The sequence below is a fragment of the Streptomyces sp. NPDC051211 genome (assembly GCF_040689505.1).
In the GTDB taxonomy this organism is placed as follows: domain Bacteria; phylum Actinomycetota; class Actinomycetes; order Streptomycetales; family Streptomycetaceae; genus Streptomyces.
The window spans coordinates 138,918-156,235 of the sequence record NZ_JBFBAV010000014.1 but is presented as its reverse complement, the minus strand read 5'-3'; the positions used below and the strand labels follow the sequence as shown (position 1 = coordinate 156,235).

13 protein-coding genes are annotated in these 17,318 nt (G+C 70.4%); 3 read left to right on the top strand and 10 right to left on the bottom strand.

Annotated elements, in window-relative coordinates:
* Window positions 1-326: 326 nt before the first annotated feature.
* Entirely contained in the window at window positions 327-5,291 is a 4,965-nt protein-coding gene (locus AB0447_RS16845) for an NAD-glutamate dehydrogenase (RefSeq protein ID WP_366477410.1), read from the top strand.
* 66 nt (window positions 5,292-5,357) lie between these two features.
* Here AB0447_RS16845 and AB0447_RS16840 read toward each other — a convergent pair whose 3' ends face one another.
* From AB0447_RS16840 to AB0447_RS16815, 6 genes are all read right to left on the bottom strand, one after another.
* Window positions 5,358-5,603 carry a DUF397 domain-containing protein gene (locus AB0447_RS16840; protein WP_366477409.1) on the bottom strand — a complete coding sequence of 82 codons (246 nt, stop codon included), beginning with the start codon at window positions 5,601-5,603 and terminating at the stop codon, window positions 5,358-5,360.
* The gene (locus tag AB0447_RS16835; protein ID WP_366477408.1) at window positions 5,600-6,436 is read right to left on the bottom strand and encodes a helix-turn-helix transcriptional regulator; all 837 of its coding nucleotides are present in this window, start codon (window positions 6,434-6,436) and stop codon (window positions 5,600-5,602) included. The genes AB0447_RS16840 and AB0447_RS16835 overlap by 4 nt, the downstream gene beginning before the upstream one ends.
* Before the next feature lie 10 nt (window positions 6,437-6,446).
* Entirely contained in the window at window positions 6,447-6,971 is a 525-nt protein-coding gene (locus tag AB0447_RS16830) for a hypothetical protein (RefSeq protein WP_366477407.1), read from the bottom strand.
* An 11-nt stretch (window positions 6,972-6,982) separates the two neighbouring features.
* Window positions 6,983-7,927 (bottom strand): pentapeptide repeat-containing protein, encoded by a 945-nt coding sequence (locus tag AB0447_RS16825; RefSeq protein ID WP_366477406.1) that lies wholly within the window; start codon window positions 7,925-7,927, stop codon window positions 6,983-6,985.
* 176 nt (window positions 7,928-8,103) lie between these two features.
* On the bottom strand, window positions 8,104-8,922 hold the full coding sequence (locus AB0447_RS16820; protein WP_366477405.1) for an ABC transporter ATP-binding protein: 819 nt from the start codon (window positions 8,920-8,922) through the stop codon (window positions 8,104-8,106).
* A complete protein-coding gene (locus AB0447_RS16815) occupies window positions 8,915-9,823 on the bottom strand; it encodes an ABC transporter permease (protein WP_366477404.1) in 909 nt (302 codons plus the stop codon). Before AB0447_RS16815 ends, AB0447_RS16820 begins: the two co-directional genes overlap by 8 nt.
* Before the next feature lie 155 nt (window positions 9,824-9,978).
* Here AB0447_RS16815 and AB0447_RS16810 point away from each other — a divergent pair, with 155 nt between their 5' ends.
* Window positions 9,979-10,614: a TetR/AcrR family transcriptional regulator gene (locus AB0447_RS16810; RefSeq protein WP_366477403.1), complete on the top strand. Its 636-nt coding sequence runs from the start codon at window positions 9,979-9,981 to the stop codon at window positions 10,612-10,614.
* 102 nt (window positions 10,615-10,716) lie between these two features.
* A complete protein-coding gene (locus tag AB0447_RS16805; protein ID WP_366477402.1) occupies window positions 10,717-11,301 on the top strand; it encodes a DUF6232 family protein in 585 nt (194 codons plus the stop codon).
* Here AB0447_RS16805 and AB0447_RS16800 read toward each other — a convergent pair whose 3' ends face one another.
* The 4 genes from AB0447_RS16800 to AB0447_RS16785 form a co-directional block, all read right to left on the bottom strand.
* Entirely contained in the window at window positions 11,302-13,560 is a 2,259-nt protein-coding gene (locus AB0447_RS16800) for a bifunctional glycosyltransferase family 2 protein/CDP-glycerol:glycerophosphate glycerophosphotransferase (RefSeq protein ID WP_366477401.1), read from the bottom strand.
* A gap of 119 nt (window positions 13,561-13,679) precedes the next feature.
* Complete coding sequence (locus AB0447_RS16795; RefSeq protein WP_366477400.1) at window positions 13,680-14,546, bottom strand: carbohydrate ABC transporter permease; 867 nt, start codon at window positions 14,544-14,546, stop codon at window positions 13,680-13,682.
* The gene (locus tag AB0447_RS16790) at window positions 14,543-15,805 is read right to left on the bottom strand and encodes a sugar ABC transporter permease (protein ID WP_366477444.1); all 1,263 of its coding nucleotides are present in this window, start codon (window positions 15,803-15,805) and stop codon (window positions 14,543-14,545) included. Before AB0447_RS16790 ends, AB0447_RS16795 begins: the two co-directional genes overlap by 4 nt.
* Before the next feature lie 113 nt (window positions 15,806-15,918).
* On the bottom strand, window positions 15,919-17,298 hold the full coding sequence (locus AB0447_RS16785) for an ABC transporter substrate-binding protein (RefSeq protein WP_366477399.1): 1,380 nt from the start codon (window positions 17,296-17,298) through the stop codon (window positions 15,919-15,921).
* Window positions 17,299-17,318 lie beyond the last annotated feature (20 nt).

Below are 17,318 nucleotides of genomic sequence, written 5' to 3'. Positions count from 1 at the left end.
TCCAGAGTGTCAAACTTCCACCCCCTGTTTTGTACACATACAGCTCATGACGTGCCGGGGGTGGAGCGAGATAGCCTTGTACCCGTGATCAGCGCGATAGTCATCGGGGGCACTGCTGCCCCCGGCCTGCGCCCGGCGCACGTCCGTGCCCGGGCCTTCGCTGGTCCCCGCTCCCGGAACACCCGGAATCCCTCGCCGATCATGGCCGATTCCGGCCCGGTTGCATCCGACGACGACATAGCGTCGATGGCGATTCGCGAGTCGCGACTCTCTATTCCTTCCTTTACCTACGTCACGCAACGGCGCGCGACAGGAGCCATGAGGACATGCAGACCAAGCTGGACGAAGCAAAGGCCGAGCTGCTCGCACGGGCGGCCCGGGTAGCTGAGAACAGCCCGGCCGGGGGGCTACTTCCGACTGGGTCCGAGCAGGGAGAGCAGCCCGACCGGGACACCGTGCTCTCCTACCTCCAGCGCTACTACCTGCACACCGCACCCGAGGACCTGATCGACCGGGACCCGGTCGACGTCTTCGGCGCGGCCCTTTCGCACTACCGGCTGGCCGAGAACCGGCCGCAGGGCACCGCGAACGTGCGCGTCCACACCCCCACCGTCGAGGAGAACGGCTGGACCTCCAGCCACTCCGTCGTCGAGGTCGTCACCGACGACATGCCCTTCCTCGTGGACTCCGTCACCAACGAGCTGTCCCGGCAGGGCCGCGGCATCCACGTCGTGATCCACCCGCAGGTCGTCGTCCGCCGTGACGTCACCGGCAAGCTGATCGAGATCCTCGGCTCGGACTGCGACGCCCACGGCCCCAAGACCGCGCGCCCGCACGACTCCCTCGTCGAGTCCTGGATCCACGTCGAGATCGACCGCGAGACCGACCGCGCCGACCTCAAGCAGATCACCGCCGACCTGCTGCGCGTCCTGTCCGACGTCCGCGAGGCCGTCGAGGACTGGGAGAAGATGCGCGACGCCGCGCTGCGCATCGCCGAGGGCCTCAGCGACGAGCCCACCGCCCCGGACCTGCGCGAGTACGAGACCGAAGAGGCCCGCGAGCTGCTGCGCTGGCTCGCCGACGACCACTTCACCTTCCTCGGCTTCCGCGAGTACAACCTGGTGGACGGCGACTCCCTCGCGGCCGTCCCCGGCACCGGCCTCGGCATCCTGCGCTCCGACCCGCACCACAGCGGCCAGGACGCGCACCCCGTCTCGCCGTCCTTCAACCGGCTGCCCGCCGACGCCCGCGCCAAGGCCCGCGAGCACAAGCTGCTCGTGCTGACCAAGGCCAACAGCCGCGCCACCGTGCACCGGCCCAGCTACCTCGACTACGTCGGCGTGAAGAAGTTCGACGCCGACGGCAACGTGGTCGGCGAGCGCCGCTTCCTCGGCCTGTTCTCCTCCGCCGCCTACACCGAGTCCGTGCGCCGCGTCCCGGTCATCCGCCGCAAGGTCGCCGAGGTCCTGGAGCTGGCCGGCTTCTCGCCCGCCAGCCACGACGGCCGCGACCTGCTGCAGATCCTCGAGACCTACCCGCGCGACGAGCTGTTCCAGACCCCGGTCGACCAGCTCGAAGCCATCGCCACCTCCGTCCTCTACCTGCAGGAACGCCGCCGGCTGCGGCTGTACCTGCGCCAGGACGAGTACGGCCGCTACTACTCGGCGCTGGTCTACCTGCCCCGCGACCGGTTCACCACCGGCGTCCGGCTGCGCCTGATGGACATTCTCAAGGAGGAGCTCGGCGGCACCAGCGTCGACTTCACCGCCTGGAACACCGAGTCGATCCTCTCCCGCATCCACTTCGTGGTCCGCGTCCCGCAGGGCACCGAGCTGCCCGCGCTCACCGACTCCGACGTCGAGCGGCTCGAGGCCCGCCTGGTCGAGGCCGTCCGGTCCTGGGCAGACGGCTTCCAGGAGGCGCTGATCGCCGAGTGCGGCGAGGAGCGCGCCGCCGAGCTGCTGCGCCGCTACGGCACCTCCTTCCCCGAGGGCTACAAGGCCGACCACTCGCCGCGCGCGGCCGTGGCCGACCTGATCCACCTGGAGAAGCTCGCCGTCAGCGACCGCGACTTCGCGCTCTCCCTCTACGAGCCGGTCGGCGCGGGCCCCGGCGAACGCCGGTTCAAGATCTACCGCGCCGGTGAGCAGGTCTCCCTGTCCGCCGTCCTGCCGGTGCTCCAGCGCCTGGGCGTCGAGGTCACCGACGAGCGCCCGTACGAGCTGCGCCGCTCCGACCGCGCCAACGCCTGGATCTACGACTTCGGTCTCCGGCTGCCCAGCTCCGCCGGCAACGGCGACAGCTACTTCGGCGACGACGCCCGCGAGCGCTTCCAGGACGCCTTCGCCGCCGTCTGGCAGGGCAAGGCCGAGAACGACAACTTCAACACCCTGGTGCTGAGCGCCGGGCTGACCTGGCGCCAGGCCGTCGTCCTGCGCGCGTACGCCAAGTACCTGCGCCAGGCCGGCTCCACCTTCAGCCAGGACTACATGGAGGACACCCTCCGCAACAACGTCCACACCACCCGGCTGCTGGTCTCCCTCTTCGAGGCGCGGATGTCGCCGGGCCGCCAGTCCGCCGGCAGCGAGCTCGTCGACGCCATGCTGGAGGAGCTGGACGGGGCCCTGGACCAGGTCGCCTCGCTCGACGAGGACCGCATCCTGCGCTCCTTCCTCACCCTCATCAAGGCCACCCTGCGGACGAATTTCTTCCAGCAGAACGGCTCCGGCGAGTCGCACTCCTACGTGTCGATGAAGTTCGACCCGCAGGCCATCCCCGACCTGCCGGCCCCGCGCCCGGCCTTCGAGATCTGGGTGTACTCGCCGCGCGTCGAGGGCGTCCACCTGCGCTTCGGCAAGGTCGCCCGAGGCGGCCTGCGCTGGTCCGACCGCCGCGAGGACTTCCGTACCGAGATCCTCGGCCTGGTCAAGGCGCAGATGGTGAAGAACACCGTCATCGTGCCGGTCGGCGCCAAGGGCGGCTTCGTCGCCAAGAACCTGCCCGACCCGTCGGTGGACCGCGACGCCTGGCTGGCCGAGGGCATCGCCTCGTACAAGATCTTCATCTCGGCGCTGCTCGACATCACCGACAACATGATCGCCGGCGAGGTCGTGCCGCCGCGCGACGTCGTCCGCCACGACGAGGACGACACCTACCTGGTCGTCGCCGCCGACAAGGGCACCGCCACCTTCTCCGACATCGCCAACGGGGTCGCCGAGGAGTACGGCTTCTGGCTCGGTGACGCCTTCGCCTCCGGCGGCTCCGCCGGATACGACCACAAGGGCATGGGCATCACCGCCCGCGGCGCCTGGGAGTCCGTCAAGCGGCACTTCCGCGAGCTGGGCCACGACACCCAGACCCAGGACTTCACCGTGGTCGGCGTCGGCGACATGTCCGGCGACGTCTTCGGCAACGGCATGCTGCTCTCCGAGCACATTCGCCTGGTCGCCGCCTTCGACCACCGACACATCTTCATCGACCCGAACCCGGACGCGGCCGTCTCCTACGCCGAGCGCCGCCGCCTGTTCGACCTGCCGCGCTCCTCGTGGGCCGACTACAACACCGAGCTGCTGTCCGCGGGCGGCGGCATCCACCCGCGCAGCGCCAAGGCCATCCCGGTCAACGCGCAGATCCGCGAAGCCCTCGGCATCGACGCGGGCGTCACCAAGATGACCCCCGCCGAGCTGATGCAGGCCGTCCTGAAGGCCCCGGTCGACCTGCTGTGGAACGGCGGCATCGGTACGTACGTCAAGGCGTCGGCCGAGACCCACGGCGACGTCGGCGACAAGGCGAACGACGCGATCCGCGTCAACGGCCAGGACCTGCGGGTCAAGGTCGTCGGCGAGGGCGGCAACCTGGGCCTGACCCAGCTCGGCCGGATCGAGTACGCCCGTCTCGGCGCCGGCGGCGAAGGCGGCAAGATCAACACCGACGCCATCGACAACAGCGCCGGCGTGGACACCTCCGACCACGAGGTGAACATCAAGATCCTGCTCAACGCGGTCGTCGCCGACGGCGACATGACCGTCAAGCAGCGCAACAAGCTGCTCGCCGAGATGACCGACGAGGTCGGCCGGCTCGTCCTGCGCAACAACTACGCGCAGAACACCGCCCTCGCCAACGGCATCGCCCAGGCCCCCAGCCTGCTGCACGCCCAGCAGCGCTTCATGCGCCGCCTGGGCCGCGAGGGCAAGCTGGACCGCGCCCTGGAGTTCCTGCCCAACGACCGGCAGATCCGCGAGCTGCTCAACCAGGGCAAGGGCCTGACCCAGCCGGAACTGGCCGTCCTCTTCGCCTACACCAAGATCACGGTGGCGGACGAGCTCATCCACACCGCGCTCCCGGACGACCCGTACCTGCGCCGCCTGCTGCACGCCTACTTCCCGACCGCGCTGCGCGAGAAGTTCCCGGAGCAGATCGACGCACACGCGCTGAACCGCGAGATCATCACCACCCTGTTGGTCAACGACACCGTCAACACCGGCGGCTCGACCTTCCTGCACCGCCTCCGCGAGGAGACCGGCGCCTCCCTGGAAGAGATCGTCCGGGCGCAGCTCTCGGCCCGCGAGATCTTCGGCCTGGCCGAGGTCTGGGACGGCGTCGAGTCCCTCGACAACACCGTCGCGGCCGATGTGCAGACCCGGATCCGGCTGCACTCGCGGCGCCTGGTCGAGCGCGGCACCCGCTGGCTGCTCAACAACCGGCCGCAGCCGCTGGAGATCACCGAGACCATCGCCTTCTTCGGCGACCGGGTCACGGCGGTCTGGGCGGACATGCCGAAGCTGCTGCGCGGCGCGGACCTGGAGTGGTACCAGCTGGTCCTGGACGAGCTGACCGCGGCCGGGGTACCGGACGAGCTGGGCGCGAAGGTCGCCGGGTTCTCCTCCGCCTTCCCGACGCTGGACATCGTCGCCATCGCGGACCGCACCGGCATCGCCCCGCTGGACGTCGCCGAGGTCTACTACGACCTCGCCGACCGCCTGGAGATCACCAAGCTGATGGACCGGATCATCGAACTGCCGCGGGCCGACCGCTGGCAGTCCATGGCCCGCGCCTCCATCCGCGAGGACCTGTTCGCGGCACACGCGGCCCTCACGGCCGACGTGCTGGCGGTGGGCAACGGCGACTCGACTCCCGAGCAGCGCTTCAAGGCGTGGGAGGAGAAGAACGCGGCGATCATCAGCCGGGCGCGGACGACGCTGGACGAGATCCAGGGCTCGGACGACTTCGACCTGGCGAACCTGTCGGTGGCGATGCGTACGATGCGCAGCCTGCTGCGCTCGCACGCGTAGCCTGCCGCTACCGGCCGTACGAAGGCCCCGGGCCCCGGATCCGTTCCGGGGGCCGGGGCCTTCGGCTTACGCGGAGGCGGCGTGGCCGATGAACCGGGTCCAGGCGGCGGGGCCGAGGGCCAGCTCGGGGCCGGCGGTGACCTTGGAGTCCCGGACGTGGACCGTGTCTGCGCAGGTGGCGACCTCGACGCAGTCGTCGCCGTCGCCGCTGCTGTAGCTGGACTTGTGCCAGGAGAGGGCGACTTCGACGCAGTTGTCGCCGTCGGCGCTGCTGTAACTGCTCTTGAACCACCGGAGCTGGGCGTTGTTCACAGGGATCCTCGCATTCGCGTCAACAACCCGGCGCTGTCTGCCGGATTGAGGGCCTGAATGCGAAGTTTGGCATACCGCTGGTGGAGCAGGCTGAGGTCTTTCGGGTCGGTGAGTACCCGCCCCAGCTGCTGCCCCTCGCCGTAGCCAGCCCATGCGTGGTCCTCGGTTTCGAGGAGGCAGAAGGGACCCCCGAGTCCGGCGTGCCGTGGGCTGATCAGCGGCATGATCTGGAGATCCAGGTTGGGCAGTTGGGCACACTCCAGCAGGTGGTCGATCAGCTCGCGGGTCACCTCCGGTCCGCCGGTCTGCCGTCGTAGAACGGCCTCGTCGATGATGAAGCTGAAGGCCGTGTACGGCGTTCGGGTCAGCAGCTGCTGGCGTTGCAGCCGGGCCGTGATGCGGGCCTGCGCCTTCTCGCGCGGCAGCGGCGGTAGGGCGTCCGCCATCAGGGCCCAGGCATAGGTCTCGGTCTGTAACAGGCCCGGTACCGACCGGCACTCGTACGTGTTGAGGGCGACGGCGGACTCCTCCAGCTCCGCCCACCGGTGGAACCAGGACGCCAGCCCCCGCTGCCGGTTGAGGTGCTTGGCCGCCAGCCGGATGACGCCGAAGGCGTCGAGGACCTCCTCCAGCTGGGTCACGTACTTATCCGAGGGGTGGCGTCGGCCCTGCTCGACCGAGCCGACGTACTGGACGGAGTACCCGATCTCCGGGGCCAGTTGCTCCTGGGTCAGGCCGGCCCGTTTGCGGAAGGCTTTGACCGTGTCGCCGAAGTTCCGCAGGTGCTTGTCCGGTTCGGCCTCGGGGCCACCGTCAGTGTCGACACTCGCCATGCAAGCAGAGTCACGTACGGTGACCGGAACTGTCCAGAGGGTGAACTCGTACAGATCCGTTGTACGAGTTGTCCGGGCCATCCGGGCTGGCGAAGCGGAACGGCACCCCGAGGTGCGCCGCCAGTGCGCGGCCCGCCGCCCTGGCGCGGGAGGCCTCGGTATGCGGGCCGTTGCGGTTGTAGACGGTCGCCAGGCACTGCTCCCCGGCCGGCTCGTCCAGGACCGCGATCAGCAGCACGAACCAGTCGTGGACGGTGTCCCCGTCCCAGACGGCCTCGATGCGCACGACCCGGCTGGGAAGTGCGGCCGCACGGGCAGCCAGCGAGTCGACGTCGAGCGGGTCGTCGGGGTTCCCCCGGTCGCCCAGGGCCTCGTACCGGGCGTACACGAACTCCTGCGCTTCCCGTAGCCCCAGCCCCCACTCGCGCAGTTCGTCCCAGGCGGCCTTGACCGCCTCCATGATCCGGCCCTTGGCCAGGGCCGCGTCCACCTGCTCGCGCACCTCGGCGGGCAGGTCCTCCCACTGTTCCGGCATGGCGTCATGCTCTACGGCGCGGGAGTCGCCGGCGACTGCAATTTCTCGACCTCTTCGATCCGTGCACGCACACGGGGGTCGTTGCGCACCTCCTCGTCAAGGCGCGTCGTGGAGTAGGGGAGTGCCGAGAGGAGCTGGTCAACCGTGATGCCCGAGCCTTCCAGGCGCGTGTGTCTGAGGGACACCCCGCTGAAATCGGCGCCGGTGAGCTTCGTGTCGCTGAGGTCGGCGCGGTCGAGGTCGGTGTTCTGCAGGTGGGCCATTCTGAGATCTGCCTCTTTCAAACGGGCCCCGGACAGGTGGGAGTCGGCCAGGTCCGCATTCACGAGCCCCGCTTTGCCCAGGTGCGCCCCGTTCATGTGCACGTCCACGAAGACGGCGCGGTTGAGATTCGCCCCCTCGAGGTTCGCATCATCCAGATTGGTGCTGAAGATGCGGCTTCCGCGCAGATCGGCTCCGGTGAGTTGCGCGGATGCCAGGCTCGGCTGGCGAGGGTGCAGCGGCCGTGTGTCGGGGGTTTGCCCGTTCAGCTCCATTGCCCGCAGGTCGGTTCGCCTCAGATCGACCTCGCCCTGCTGTTTCCGGTCCGGGGGCTGTTTGGCCAGAACGTTGATCGCGGCAACCACCTCGACGGGTAGCTGGGGCGCCGCACCGCGCTGTTCCGCGAATCCCCCGGGGGGAACCGGTGAGTGCCGGCGCACGAACGCCGACAGCACCGAGACGACGCGGGGCTGGTCGCTGGCCGAGTCCTCCATGACCCGCTCCAGGGCGTAGATGCCGCCGAACTGGACGTCCCGGGACTCGTGTCCCAGGTGGGCGACCGCCGCGTTGAACCGTGCCGCGATCTGGGCGTCCTCGGTGATGCGCAGCTCCTTCTTGGCCTGCCCGATCGAAATCCAGGTGAAGAGGGCCGCCGCCACCGCGGCGATGCCGGGGAGCCAGGCGGCCGCCATCATGGGCCACTGCTTCCCGCCGCCCGCACCGCCGCTCTGGCGAAGGCGGAGGCGGCGGCGCCTGCGTACCCGCCGGCGCGCGGCCACCCGTCGTAGGGCCGAGCGGCTCGCGCCTTCGCGGGGCGTGGGTGTTCTGCTCATGTTTCCCATGGCTTCCCGGGATCACGAGCGGCGCATCCCTAGCCCTTGGCAAATGCCTCGTACGCGTCACAGACCTCGGCCGTCGGGCCGTCCATGCGCAGTTCGCCGCGCTCCAGCCAGATCGCCCGGTCGCAGGTCTCGCGGATGGTGCCGATGCCGTGGCTGACCAGGAAGACCGTGCCGGCCTCCTTGCGGAGTTCTTCGATGCGGGCCTGGCTGCGGCGCTGGAAGCGGGCGTCGCCGGTGGCCAGGGCCTCGTCGATCATCAGGACGTCGTGGTTCTTGGCGGCCGCGATGGAGAAGCGGAGCCGGGCGCCCATGCCGGAGGAGTAGGTGCGCATCGGCAGGGAGATGAAGTCGCCCTTCTCGTTGATGCCGGAGAAGTCGACGATCTCGTCGTAGCGGTCGCGGATCTGCTGCCGGGTCATGCCCATGGCCAGGCCGCCCAGGATCACGTTCCGCTCGCCCGTGAGGTCGTTCATCAGTGCCGCGTTGACGCCGAGCAGGGAGGGCTGTCCGTGGGAGTAGATCCGGCCGCCGGCCACCGGCTGGAGCCCGGCGATCGCCTTGAGCAGGGTGGACTTGCCGGAGCCGTTGGAGCCGATCAGTCCGATGGCTTCGCCCTTGTACGCGGTGAAGCTGACGCCGCGGACGGCGTGCACCTCGCGGACCGCCGGGCCGGGCTTCTTGCGGCCCATGATCCGGCTGAGCGCGGCGGTGGCGCTGCCGCGGCCGGCGCCGCTGCCGAGGACCTTGTAGATGACGTGGACCTCGTCCGCGATGACGGTGGGGATGCGGGTGTCGGGTGCGGCCGCCGCGGTGGGGGCGGGGTGCCGCAGGGTGGTCGTACTAGCCACGGCCGTACTCCTCCTCAGCCTTCCAGAAGTAGACGAACCCGCCGACGCCGGCGAGCAGCGCCCAGCCGGCCGCGATCGGCCAGACGTGCGGCGGGAGGTTGTGGGCGCCGAAGCTGTCGATGAGGGCGAAGCGCATCAGGTCGATGTAGACGGCCGCCGGGTTGGTCTTGAGCACCATCGACACCCAGGCGGGCAGGTGGTCGTTCCCGAGCATCCGGTCGATGCTCCACATGACGCCCGAGGAGTACATCCAGGTGCGCAGCACGAACGGCATCAGCCGGCTGATGTCCGGGGTCCGGCTGCCGATCCGGGCCATGATCATGGCGCAGCCGGCGCAGAACACGGCCATCAGGATGAGCGTGGGGACGGCCAGCAGCCAGGACGGGCTCGGGGTCTGCCCGAATCCGAGGAGCAGGATGACCAGGGCCGCCATGGTGACCAGCAGCTGCTGGAAGAGCTGCAGGACGGTGGCGATGGGCAGGCCGGCGCGCGGGAAGTGCAGGGCGCGGACCAGGCCGAGGTTGCCGTGGATGGCGCGGGTGCCGGCGTTGACGGAGCTGCCGATGAAGTCCCAGACGAACACGCCGGTGATCAGGAAGGGGACGTAGTCGGGGACGTCGTGGCCGGCCCTCATGACGATGCCGAAGATGAAGTAGTAGACGAGCGCGTTGAGCAGCGGGGTGGCCAGGTGCCAGACCTGGCCGAGCTTCTCCGTGCTGTACTGCGCGGCCATCCTGGCCGTCGCGAAGGCGGTCACGAAGTGGCGGCGGCCCCATAGCTCGCGGACGTACCTCGGGAGGGTGGGGCGGGCGCCGCTGACGGTGAGGCCGTGGGCGGCCGCCAGCTCCGCGGGGCCGGGCGCCGGGGGCGCCGCGGGTTTGTCCAGGGTCGTCGTGGTCACGGGTGGTCGCTTTCGCCGGGGTCCGGGTCTCGGGGCGTCGCTGGCGATGGAACGGGTCCGTATCGTCGCTACGGCGAGGGTAGGGCGCAGCGCGTCGGAACGCAACCGTATCGTCGTGACGGAGGGGTGGCGGCGTCCGCGGCTATGCTCTGTGCATGACCAACGACCCTGCCGCCACCCCTGCCGCCCCCGCACCCAGACGGGCCCCGGCCGGTGCCGCCGTCCTGCGCGAGGACGTGACCGAAGCCATCAGGGCGGCGGTGGTGGAGGAACTGGCGGCGGTCGGCTTCTCGCGGATGTCCATAGAGGGGATCGCGCGGCGGGCGGGCGTCGGGAAGACGGCGGTCTACCGGCGCTGGAAGTCCAAGCTGCACCTGGTGCTGGACCTGATCGGCGTCTTCGCGGCGGACGGCCTGCCGGTGCCGGCGACCGGCTCCCTGTACGGGGACGTACGGGCGCTGCTGGAGGTCATGTCCCACGTGCTGAAGCACCCGGTGGCCTCGGCGGTGATCCCGGACCTGCTGGTGGAGGCGGCGCGGAACCCGGAGATCGCGGAGGCGGTGCGGGGGGCGCTGCTGGAGGGGCAGCGGCGGATGGCCGAGGGAATCGTCGCGGAGGCGGTGTCGCGGGGCGAGCTGGCGGCGGGCACGGACCCGGACCATGCGCTGGACCTGGCGATCGGCCCGCTGTACTGGCGCCAGACCGTCGTCCGGGACGCCGTTCCGGCCGCCTACCTGGACGACCTGGCCCGGTCCGTGGTCGCGGGCCTGCGCGCGGGCCAAGTCGCTTGATCTGAACGGGAATTGGCCGTATTTCGTCTCTCGCAGAGTAGGGAGTGGCCGTACTTAATGGTCCCCACGCGCTCGGAGGGCCGAGCGCATACGGGGGGACTCATGGAGATCACCGGGACGGCCGGAAGCTCACTGCCCACACCGCCGCCTCCGCCCAGCGGAAACACCGTCGAACTCAAGATCAGCAAACGGCTGCTGTGGGTGGGGGAGGCGGCGTACCCGCTGCACAACATCACCCGGGTCCACACCTTCGAGCTCAAGCCCAAGCGCGCGGAGGCCTTCCTGAGCTTCCTGAAGTGGTTCGGCATCACGTCCGTGGTGTTCGTACTGCTCCAGATGTACAACGAGGAAACGTCCTCCCCGTACGAGTACGACGACTCCGCCGACGGGATCTGGGCCATCGGCGTCATCGTGTTCATCGTGCTGCTCGTCCGGCTGGTGAAAGAACTGTCGGCGCCGTCCGAGTACGTTCTGGCCGTCGAGACGGCCAGCAGCTCCGTCGCCCTGGTGACGCTTCCCCAGCCGGAGCAGCTCCGCCAGCTGGTCCTCTACCTGGTCAACGCGATCGACAATCCGGAGGCCGAGTTCCAGGTGCGCGTGGAGAAGCTGATGGTCAACCCGAAGCACTACCACTTCGGGGACACCGTGAACACCTACGGCAACAACAACATCGGCATCATCAAGTAGCTACGGCCAGCGGCCCGCCCCCAGGCCGGCCAGTGGGGCCTGCGGGGCGGAGGCGGCCGGGGAAGGGGCCGGGCTGCGGTCCTCCAGCGGGACGAACGGCGGCAGTCCCGAGGTCTGGTTCAGGAACACGTGCCGCACCACCCGCTCCGCTGCGTGCCCGTCGTCCAGCGTGCAGAAGCGGGCCCGGAACGCCGCCCGCAGCTGGGCCGAGCGCGAGCCCTGCCAGTGGCCGGTGGCGAAGATGTCCACCAGCTCGTCCTCGGTCCGGGCGATCGCACCCGGCGGGAAGGACCGCAGGTCGAAGTAGGTCCCGCGGGCCGCCTCGTACGCCTCCCAGTCGTCCGCGTGGATCACGATCGGCCGGTCCAGCCCCGCATAGTCGAACATCAGCGAGGAGTAGTCCGTCACCAGCGCGTCGGAGGCCAGGCACAGCTCCTCCACCGACGGGTGGGAGGACACGTCGATCAGCCGCGGGTGCGGGTCCCCCGAGAACGGGAGGTCGCCGTACGTGAGGTGGGCGCGGGCCAGGATCGTGAAGCGGGGGCCCAGATCGCGCAGGACCCGCTCGAAGTCCAGGTGCTCGGGCCGGCTGCGCCGGTAATCGCGGTGCGTGGGGGCGTACAGGACGGCGATCGAACCGGCCGGGATGCCCAGGCGGTCCCGGAGTTCGGCCACGTCCGCCGCGGTCGCCCGGTGGAAGACGTCGTTGCGCGGATAGCCGTACTCCAGGGTGGTGTAGGAGGAGGGCAGGGCCTTCTCCCAGACCAGGGTGGAGTGGCGGTTCGAGGACAGCAGGTAGTCCCACTGGTCGGCGCCCCGCAGCAGCCCCGCGAAGTCCGTGGTCGGGGTGGCCGCCGGGCGGTCCTGCAGGTCCAGGCCCACCCGCTTCAGCGGGGTGCCGTGCTGGGTCTGGAGCAGGATCTGGCCCCGGCGCTTGACCAGCGCCCGGTCGAAGTTGACGTTGGTGACCAGATAGCGGGCCCGCGCCAGGGCCGTCCAGTACGCGAAGGAGCCGGGGCGGAGCGCCACGGTCTGCCGCGGCAGCGAGGACGCGTGGCCCGGCCCGCAGATCCACGCCGTCCGCATGCCCGGCGCCAGCTCCCGCAGCTTCGCCTCGATGGCCGCCGGGTTGCAGGCGTACCCGCCGTGCCAGTACGCGCTGAACACCGCCAGATCGGAGCGGACCGGCAGCAGCCGCTGGAGCCGGTAGTGCAGCCGGCACACCGTCTCGCGCAGCCCCTGGCGGGCCGCCGCCGCGCCCCGCCCGGCCGACAGCCCGGCCGCCCGCAGCACCGAAAGGCTGCGGTAGAGGCGCCGTACGCCCAACCGCATCAGCAGGTGCCGCACCCGGTCCACCCGGGACACCGGCAGCACCGCGGACCCCGCCGAACGGTAGCGGCGCAGCTGGTCCGCGGCCCGCCGGAAGAACTCGGCCCGGGACGCCCGCGGCAGCCGCACCCGGTCCGCGAACAGCGCGCAGTAGTGCTCGGCCATCCGCCGGTGCACCACCGGCCGCCAGCGCTCCAGTTCCGGCCGGCCGCCCAGGAAGGCGAACACCCGGTCGTACTGGTCGAAGATCTCCAGGTGCCGGGGGCTGGTCGTGGTCAGGATCGAACCCGTCCGCCGCTGCCGGTAGTGCACGCACACCCGGTCCAGGACCGCCACCGACTCGGCGGCCAGCAGCGCCGGATACGTCCAGGGCGTGTCCTCGTACAGGCCGGGCGGGAACTCCAGGCCCTCCCGCTCCACGAAATCCCGGCGGTACGCCTTGTTCCACACCACCATCAGCATGCCCAGCAGGGCCGGCCGGTCGACGAGCCGGAAACTGGCCGGGCCCTCCTCGGACAGCCGGTGGGACAGCCGGTTGCGCAGCAGCTCACCGGTCCAGAAGGTGCGCGCGTAGTCGTACACCAGCACGTCGGGGGAGCCGGCGGCCTTCAGCCGGTCCGCGATGGCCTGGAGCGCGCCCGGGGCGAGGGTGTCGTCCCCGTCCAGGAACACCACGTAATCGCCGGTGGCCCGGGCCAGACCCGCGTTGCGGGCCGGGCCCAGGCCCAGGTTGTGCGCCAGGTGAACGGCCGTGACCCGCGGATCGCGGGCCGCGTACTCGTCGAGGATCGAACCGCAGGCGTCCGGGGAGGCATCGTCCACCGCGATCAGTTCCAGGTCCGGGTACGACTGGGACAGGACCGAGTCCAGACTCTCCTGCAGGTACGCCTGGACCTTGTACGCGGGCACGATGACGCTGAACCGGGGCACGGCACATCCAGGGGTCGGCGCGGGCATATTGCCCAGGAACCGCTCCGGCGATCAGCGGGTTACGCGAGACGTGGCAATCGGGTTACGGAGTGTCAACTCCGCACGTCAGCCGGTGTCCGCTACTTGACCGCGCCCGCCATCACCCCCGTCACGAACTGCCGCTGGAACGCGAAGAAGACGACGAGGGGCACCACCATCGACAGGAACGCGCCCGGCGCGAGGACGTCGATGTTGTTGCCGAACTGCCGTACCTGCTGCTGCAGGGCCACCGTGACGGGCGGCGAGGCCGAGTCCGCGAAGACCAGGGCCACCAGCATGTCGTTCCACACCCACAGGAACTGGAAGATGCCGAGCGAGGCGATCGCCGGACCGCCCAGCGGCAGCACCACCCGGGCGAACAGCCGCAGTTCCCCCGCCCCGTCCAGCCGGGCCGCCTCCAGCAGTTCGCGCGGGATCTCCGCGAAGAAGTTGCGCAGCAGGAAGACGGCGAAGGGGAGGCCGAAGGCGGTGTGGAAGAGCACCACTCCGGCCGTGGTCTCGAACAGGCCGATGGTGCCGAAGAGTTCGGACACCGGGATCAGCGCCACCTGGACCGGGACCACCAACAGGCCGACCACGATCAGGAACAGCCAGTCCCGGCCCGGGAACTCCAGCCAGGCGAAGGCGTACCCGGCGAACGCGCCGAGCACCACCACCAGCAGGGTCGCCGGCACGGTGATGGCCACCGTGTTGAGCAGCGAACCCGTGATGGTGTCGTTGGCCAGCAGGTCCGCGTAGTTGCCGGTGGTCAGCCGGGCCGGTTCCGCGAACACCTGCCACCAGCCCTCCCGGTTCAGATCGGCGGGCGCCAGGAACGAGGACAGCAGCAGGCCCAGCGTCGGCAGCAGCCAGAACAGGGCCGCGAGGACCAGGAAGACCCGGACCGCCCCGCCGGCGGCCCGTGCCGCCAGCCGGCCGGCCAGCGGTGCCTTGGCGGGGGCGCTCATCGGGACCTCTCCTTCCGCAGCCTGCGGATGTTCACCAGCATCACCGGCACCACCAGGATCAGCAGCAGGACCGCGATGGCGCTGCCCACCCCCTGGTCGGCGTCCGTCCCGAACGAGGTCCGGTACAGCTGAAGCGCCAGCACGTTCGCGTCGTCCTGGACCGACCCCGGCGCGATCACGAAGACCAGGTCGAAGATCTTCATCACGTTGATCACCAGGGTGACCAGGACCACCACGAGGACCGGCGCCAGCACCGGCACGGTGATCCGCCGGAACACCTGCCACTCGTTCGCCCCGTCCACCCGGGCCGCCTCCAGCAGCTCCCGCGGCACCGCCGCGAGCCCGGCCCCGATCAGCACCATCGCGAAGCCCGCCCACATCCACACGTACGCCCCGATGACCGCCGGGGTCACCAACGACGGCCCCAGCCAGTCCACCCCCGCGTACGCCTCCCGGAAGTTCTCCGCCGGCAGCCGCAGCACCGCCCCGTCGGCCTTCGCCGACAGGCTGAACGTGCCGTCCGCCCGCGCCCGGGTGGACTCCACCACCTTTCCGTCCTTCACCGCCTCGATCCGCATGCCCGCGAACGCCGACTCGCTCGGATCCACCGTGTTCGTCCGGCCGCCCCCGCCCCGGGTGAAGTCCTGCCAGGCCGTCCCGGTGACCTTCCCCGGATCGGCCGTGGCCGGCACCGCGGTCCTGGTGCCCTCCGGCAGCGCCCCCGGCGCCACCCCCACCAGCGGCAGCAGCACCGGCGCACCCGCCCGCACCGGATCACGGGTCACGTACGCGCCGCCGCCCGCCGCCACCAGCGGCGAATCACGGCCCGGCCGGGCCTTCGGGAACGCCGAACTCTCCGCGAAGGTGTCGTGCACCCCCACCCACACCGCGTTGGCCACACCCCGGTCGGGATCCTGCTCGTACACCAGCCGGAAGATGATCCCCGCCGCCAGCATCGAGATCGCCATCGGCATGAACACCAGCAGCTTGAACGCCGTACCCCAGCGCACCCGTTCGGTCAGCACCGCGAAGATCAGACCGAGCACGGTCGCCGTGGTGGGCGCCAGCACCACCCACACCGCGGTGTTCTGCAGCGCGGTGCGGATGGTGTCGTCCCGCAGGATCTCCCCGTAGTTGCCCAGCCCCACGAAGGAGCCGCCCGACCGGTCGAAGAGGCTCCGGTAGACGGAATAGCCGATCGGCTGCACGACCAGCGCGCCGAGCAGGACCAGCGCGGGCAGCAGGAAGGCCGCCGCCACGAGCCGCTGCCGCTGCCGCTGCTGGTTCTGCTGCTTCGCGGCGGGCCGTGGTGGCCGCGTACGGGTCGTCGTGGGCCCGGTCGTGCCGGGCCGTGATGTCCCGGTCACCGGGATCAGTTCCCGTACGCCTTTGCCGCGTCGGCCTCCAGCCGGGCTTGCGCGCCCGCGACATCGGACGGGTTCTTCAGGAAGTCCTGCAGCCCCTTCCACTCACCCGCGCCCGGCGTGCCGCCGAACGCCGCCGGCGCCTGGTCGGACATGTCGAACCGGAAGTCGTCGCCCGCCGCGATCAGCGCCTTCGCGATCTCCCGCTGGATGTCGTTCGGATACGCCTCGGGCCGCACCGACTTGTTCGGCGACACGAACCCGCCCTCCCGGGCCTGGATCTCCGCCGCGTCCGCCGAGGCCAGGAAGGTCAGCAGGGCCTGCGCGCCCTTCGACGGCTTCAGCGCCACCGCCACGTCGCCGCCCGACACCACCGGCGCCTTCTCACCGACCGCCGGGAACGGGAACACCAGCGCGTCCTCACCGATCTTCGCCTCGGTCTGCGCGATGTTCACCGCCACGAAGTCGCCCTCGAAGACCATCGCCGCGGCCGGCTGGTCGCCGCCGGTGAACGTCTGCGTCACCGACTTGGGGAACTCGGTCGCCAGCGCGCCGGTCTGGCCGCCCGCCAGATAGTCCTTGCGGCCGAACAGCTCACCGAGCGTCGTCAGCGCCTGCTTGACGCTGTCGTCCGTCCACTTGATCTCGTGCTTGGCCAGCTTGTCGTACTTCTCCGGGCCCGCCTGGGAGAGGTAGACGTTCTCGAACCAGTCGGTGAGGGTCCAGCCGTCCGCCCCGCCCACCGAGACGGCCGGGATGCCGGACGCCGAGATGGTCTCGGCGGTGGCCAGGAACTCCTTCCAGGTCTTGGGGACCTTCGCCCCCGCCGCCTCGAAAGCCTTCGCGTTGTACCAGACCAGCGACTTGTTCGCGGCCTTGTAATACACCCCGTACTGGGTGCCGCCCACCGCGCCGAGGGACTTCCAGCCCGCCGAATAGTTCTTGTCCAGCTGCGCCTGGGCCTCCGGGCCCACCGGCTGCGCCCACTTGTTCTGCACGGCCGAGACCAGCGCGCCCACCTGCGGCAGCAGTGCCACGTCCGGCGGCTGCCCGCCCGCCACCTTGGTACCGAGGAAGTTGACGATCGGGTCCTGGGCCGGCACGAAGGTGACGCTCGCCCCGGTCCGCTTCTCGAACTCCTTGAGCACCTTGGTGAAGTTGGCCTGCTCGGGGCCCGTCCACACGGCCGCGACCTCGATCTTCTCGCCGGAAAGGGAAGGTAACCGCACCCCGCCGGCGCCGGGCTGGGAGGCCCCGCCCGAGGGGGCCCCTTCCTTCTTCCCTCCGTCGCCGTCCCCGCCCCCGCAGGCGGTGAGTGCGAGCGCGCCCAGGGCGGCCATCGCCACCCAGGCGTGCGTCGTCGTACGGCTTCGTCCGCGGATGCGCATGGCTGTGCCCCCGATGCCCG

Coding starts and splice junctions, on each gene's coding strand:
- AB0447_RS16785 (WP_366477399.1), bottom strand. CDS start 17,298: ATGCGCATCCGCGGACGAAGCCGTACGACGACGCACGCCTGGGTGGCG.
- AB0447_RS16835 (WP_366477408.1), bottom strand. CDS start 6,436: ATGGCGAGTGTCGACACTGACGGTGGCCCCGAGGCCGAACCGGACAAG.
- AB0447_RS16825 (WP_366477406.1), bottom strand. CDS start 7,927: ATGATGGCGGCCGCCTGGCTCCCCGGCATCGCCGCGGTGGCGGCGGCC.
- AB0447_RS16795 (WP_366477400.1), bottom strand. CDS start 14,546: ATGAGCGCCCCCGCCAAGGCACCGCTGGCCGGCCGGCTGGCGGCACGG.
- AB0447_RS16810 (WP_366477403.1), top strand. CDS start 9,979: ATGACCAACGACCCTGCCGCCACCCCTGCCGCCCCCGCACCCAGACGG.
- AB0447_RS16805 (WP_366477402.1), top strand. CDS start 10,717: ATGGAGATCACCGGGACGGCCGGAAGCTCACTGCCCACACCGCCGCCT.
- AB0447_RS16845 (WP_366477410.1), top strand. CDS start 327: ATGCAGACCAAGCTGGACGAAGCAAAGGCCGAGCTGCTCGCACGGGCG.
- AB0447_RS16830 (WP_366477407.1), bottom strand. CDS start 6,971: ATGCCGGAACAGTGGGAGGACCTGCCCGCCGAGGTGCGCGAGCAGGTG.